Source organism: Trinickia sp. (genome assembly GCF_035492435.1).
In the GTDB taxonomy this organism is placed as follows: domain Bacteria; phylum Pseudomonadota; class Gammaproteobacteria; order Burkholderiales; family Burkholderiaceae; genus Trinickia.
In genome coordinates this window covers 1-4,450 of the sequence record NZ_DATJJF010000173.1, presented here as the reverse complement: position 1 = coordinate 4,450, position 4,450 = coordinate 1, and the positions used below count along the sequence as shown (strand labels likewise).

Annotated in this window: 5 protein-coding genes; 4 read left to right on the top strand and 1 reads right to left on the bottom strand. The window is 59.6% G+C overall.

The window, feature by feature from the left end:
• The coding region (locus VL598_RS12760; protein WP_325327091.1) for a 2-dehydropantoate 2-reductase at window positions 1-171 on the bottom strand (171 nt) is incomplete at its 3' end.
• A 295-nt stretch (window positions 172-466) separates the two neighbouring features.
• On the opposite strand from VL598_RS12760, the gene VL598_RS12755 reads away from it, so the two are divergent.
• The 4 genes from VL598_RS12755 to VL598_RS12740 form a co-directional block, all read left to right on the top strand.
• Window positions 467-2,053: a methyl-accepting chemotaxis protein gene (locus VL598_RS12755; RefSeq protein ID WP_325327090.1), complete on the top strand. Its 1,587-nt coding sequence runs from the start codon at window positions 467-469 to the stop codon at window positions 2,051-2,053.
• A gap of 211 nt (window positions 2,054-2,264) precedes the next feature.
• Complete coding sequence (locus tag VL598_RS12750; protein ID WP_325327089.1) at window positions 2,265-2,468, top strand: hypothetical protein; 204 nt, start codon at window positions 2,265-2,267, stop codon at window positions 2,466-2,468.
• Between the two features lie 110 nt (window positions 2,469-2,578).
• Window positions 2,579-4,090, top strand: a complete 1,512-nt coding sequence (gene glnA / locus VL598_RS12745) for a type I glutamate--ammonia ligase (RefSeq protein ID WP_325327088.1) — start codon at window positions 2,579-2,581, stop codon at window positions 4,088-4,090.
• 170 nt (window positions 4,091-4,260) lie between these two features.
• A partial coding sequence (locus VL598_RS12740) for a hypothetical protein (protein ID WP_325327087.1) occupies window positions 4,261-4,450 on the top strand: 190 nt, incomplete at its 3' end.

Genomic DNA, 4,450 nt, shown 5'->3' with positions numbered 1-4,450 from the left:
AGCGAGCCGGATGTGCTCGTCGGCGCCACCTTTCGTGAAGCGCAAGCCTTCGCGATTGATCGCATCGACGTGTCGGGCACGGCCGATGAGCACAACGTCATGGCCTCCCCGCGCCAACATGCCGCCGTAGTAGCAACCGACGGCGCCAGCGCCCATCACTGCGATTTTCATCGAGGTTCTCCAACATGGATTGCACAGGGTCCGCCGCACCTCGCAACGGGGCGCTGGGCGCCATGTCCGGGCAGGCGGCGACTGAGTCTTCGGGGCATGAAGGTAGCACAGGCTGCGGTTCGCTTCAGCGCAAGGGGCGATGAAAGCCTTATTTCGCCGAGATAGTTTGCACTCCTAAAAAACACAATTTCGCCGTTGACGCTACAGATTCCACTTTATGCGCCGTAATCCGGTGTGGGCAGGTTTGGTTTGACGGTGCGCCGTTGTTTTTTGTGTTTAGAGAGTAGTCGTAGAAATGAAGTCGACAGATATCAAAGTGGGAACGCGTCTCGCGCTCTCGTTCGCAGTCACCTTGGCTTTGACGATCGCGCTGGCGGTCACTTCGCTTGCATCGCTCCAGCGCTTTAGCCAGGGTATCGACGACCTGACGCAGTCGCGCGTGCCCTTGCTGATCGATCTGCAAGTGCTGTCCGGTATCACGCGAGCTCAGGCGGTGATGGAGCGCGACGCACTGGCTGCGTTGTCGGCCAACGATAGCCAGACGGCGATGGCGCAATTGCAGGCGATCGATACCGGTCACGATCAAGTCGCGAAGGCCGTAGGCGATATCGAGCGTCGGCTTGTCAGCGAACAAGGAAAAGAGCTGTGGGCTCGTGTGACCGACGCGCGGGGAGGTTATCTTGCTACCCGCAGTGCAGTCATGAAAGCGATACACGATGGGCAAGCGGCGCTGGCGCAACGGATCCTTGTGAACCAGCAAGTGGCCCTCGAGAATCAATATATGGACGCAGTCCAGTCGATGATTGATTACACCGCTAGTCAAACGAGCACTGACGGCCACGCTCTGGACACGTCATTTTCTCGTGCTGTGGTTGTGATGCTCGCGCTGGCAGCTTTTGCCATTGCGGCAGGCGCCGCGGCGGCACTTTGGAGCACGCGCTCCATCGTCGGCCGACTGCGCTTGGCGGTCGATGCAGCGGCAAAGGTTGCCCGCGGCGACTTGCGTGTGGAGCGAACCTCGCATGGGCGGGACGAAATCGGCCAGCTGCTCAGTTCGCTTAGCGATATGGCGGAAAGTCTGGCGGGTATCGTCGGGCGAATACAGCTAGTTTCGCAATCCGTCAGCACGGGCTCACAGCAAATTGCGCAGGGCAACGCAGATTTGTCTCAACGGACGGAGGAGCAAGCGGCGTCGCTCGAACAAGCGGCCGCGAGCATGGAAGAGCTGACGTCGACAGTCAAACAGAATTCGGAAAATGCGCGACAAGCGCATGGGCTCGCTGACGAGGCACACGGTTTTGCCGAAACGGGCAACGGAATCGTCGGCGACGTGGTCAGAACGATGGCCGGTATCGATGAGAGTTCCCGAAAGATTTACGACATCATCGGAATGATCGAGAGCATCGCATTCCAGACGAATATCCTCGCGCTCAACGCCGCAGTGGAAGCGGCGAGAGCCGGCGAGGAGGGGCGTGGCTTTGCCGTCGTGGCCGGGGAAGTGCGTTCGCTCGCGCAACGATCGTCTTCTGCAGCCAAGGAGATCAGCGCTCTGATCGGCATCTCGACGCAACGCGTCGAGATGGGCACGCAACTTGTTGCACGAGCCGGCGAGACGATGGGTAAGGTTGCCTCGGCGATACAACAGGTTGCGGGCATCATGGGCGACATCGCCTCGGCGTCGGATGAGCAGCAACGCGGCATCGCGCAGATCGGCCTCGCCGTGAATCAGATGGATGCAATGACGCAACAGAATGCGGCGCTCGTTGAGCAAGCGGCGGCTGCGAGCAGCTCGCTGCACGACCACGCGCGTGAACTGCAACAAGCTGTGGCGGCGTTTGAGGTTGGCGATCATGTCATGGGGCGGCAGCGTACCTACTCGTGATCGCGAGAACCAAGAACCGAACTCATAGGGATGCAATAAGGGGCGCAATAGAACGCCCAAAAACCGGCCTGCCAGACTCGCAATCTTGGTTGCGCTGCCTAGAATCGTAGTGATCTGCGTCGCCCTATCATCGGCGGCTGCGGCCAAGGTCGACGCACAACGCCATCTGAACGCCGCGCCTGCCGTATCCCAGTGAACGAAAGGAGGTCTGATGAAAACCGATCACAGCGGTGATGTTCAAGCCTTTGTTCAGACGGCCGAGCAGGCGGGCGGCTACGTCTGGGTCATCACGCTTGTTGACTTCGCCGACAGGCAAGTCAAACGTTCGCTCGTTTCTGACGAAAACTATCTCACGCGTGCCGCTGCGCACGATGCCGGCGATGCGCGCCTGAAAGCGCTTGCCACGGATGTGTGAACCCTCTCTCGCTTTGCCCGTACAGGGCGCGTGAGGGCGTCGCAGCATCGTTCGGCTCGACATAGCAATTCGTCGCATCACGGCAAATGGGTTGCACAGGGAGGCGCTCCATGTCGTCGTCTTCAGCACCAAGGAGCGGGGCATCGCCCTTCGAGGTATCGGTCGAGCCGGGCCGCTATCGCGTTGTGCGCCCCTCTTGCGCACAAGAGGTTGTCGATCTCATCAACCGGCGAGCGATTCAAATCGTCGATCTGAAGTTCACCGATTTGCCCGGGCTTTGGCAACATTTCTCGATCACACTGCCCGAAGTCAGCGAAAGGCTCTTTCACAGCGGCATCGGTTTCGACGGCTCCTCCATCCGCGGCTTCCAGGAGATCCACGAATCCGACATGCTGCTCTTGCCCGATCCGGCGACAGCGTTTATCGACCCCTTCTGCGCGACACCAACGCTCTCGCTCATCAGCGATGTCGTCGATCCGGTAACCCATGAACCTTACTCGCGCGACCCGCGTTATATCGCGAAAAAGGCTGAACGGTATTTGCGCGATACGGGGATCGCGGCTGCCTGTTACGTCGGGCCGGAGGTGGAGTTCTTCATTTTTGACTCGATCCGCTTCGGGCAGGATACGCACAGCGGCTACTACCATGTCGAATCGATGGAAGGCGAATGGAACACGGGGCGCGACGAAGGCGCGTACGGTGGCGGCAACCTAGGTTATCGAATGCGACACAAGGAAGGCTACTTCCCGGTTCCGCCTCACGACACCTTGCAGGACATCCGCTCGGAAATCGCGTTGACCCTGCAGGGGATCGGCGTGCAGGTCGAAGTGCATCACCATGAAGTCGCGACAGGTGGCCAGAATGAGATCGACATGCGATTCGACACACTCACTCGCATGGCCGACAACGTAATGCTTTACAAGTACGTCTGCAAGAACATCGCGCGGCAGCATGGCAAGGTGGCGACGTTCATGCCGAAGCCGCTGTTCGCGGACAATGCAAGCGGCATGCATTGCCACCAGAGCCTTTGGGACGACGAACGCAACCTCTTCTACGACGAGCACGGATGGGCACTCACGTCCGAGATGTGCCGTTGGTACATCGGTGGCTTGCTTCATCACGCGGGCGCATTGATGGCGTTTTGTGCGCCGTCGACGAACTCGTACAAGCGCCTCGTGCCTGGCTATGAGGCGCCCGTCAATCTGGCGATGTCACAGCGCAATCGATCGGCGGCGGCGCGCATTCCGATGTATTCCGATGCGCCCAACGCACGGCGCGTCGAGTTCCGGTGCCCGGATCCATCGGCGAATGCCTACCTGGCTTTTGCTGCGATGCTGATGGCGGGGATCGACGGCATCGAACAAAAGATCGATCCCGGTGCGCCGCTCGATTGCAACATTTACGAACTTTCACCTCAGGAGGCAGCGCTCGTGCGTCAAGTGCCGGGTTCACTCGATGCGGCGTGCGCCGCGCTCGAGCACGATCACGCGTTTCTATGCAAGGGCGGCGTTTTTACGGACGACGTCATTGCCACCTGGCTTGACTATAAACGTATGCATGAAATCGATCCTGTCAAGCTGCGGCCCCACCCGTGGGAGTTTCATCTTTACTTTGACGTTTGACGCCCCCGCGTTTGCTACAGCTACGTCACGCCCGCTTTCGCCACAGTGTCACAACCCACAAACAACCTGCAGCGATCCTTTTACAGTCACTTGCTCCGCGACCGGTGCGCGAGTTGGTTTCATCCGGTAGGCGCCGCGCGGCGCAACCGTGGATTGGAAGGCCTACGAGCATGGCAGTCGACGCAAGACATCACTGGGGGTGGTTGGCGCTCGCATTGGTGCTGCTGATCTGCGCTGGAACGGCAAACGCACAAGAGTTCTCGGTCTTGGGAGGTGCTTCGCGCGAGAACGGGACAAGCAAATGGAGCTTTGCCGGAGGCTTCACTTATCTCCATGCGTTCGACGATCAGAACGCGTTGG

Bases quoted from the DNA above. Each gene is read 5' to 3' on its own strand.
- VL598_RS12755 (WP_325327090.1), top strand. From the start codon at position 467: ATGAAGTCGACAGATATCAAAGTGGGAACGCGTCTCGCGCTCTCGTTC.
- VL598_RS12750 (WP_325327089.1), top strand. From the start codon at position 2,265: ATGAAAACCGATCACAGCGGTGATGTTCAAGCCTTTGTTCAGACGGCC.
- glnA (WP_325327088.1), top strand. From the start codon at position 2,579: ATGTCGTCGTCTTCAGCACCAAGGAGCGGGGCATCGCCCTTCGAGGTA.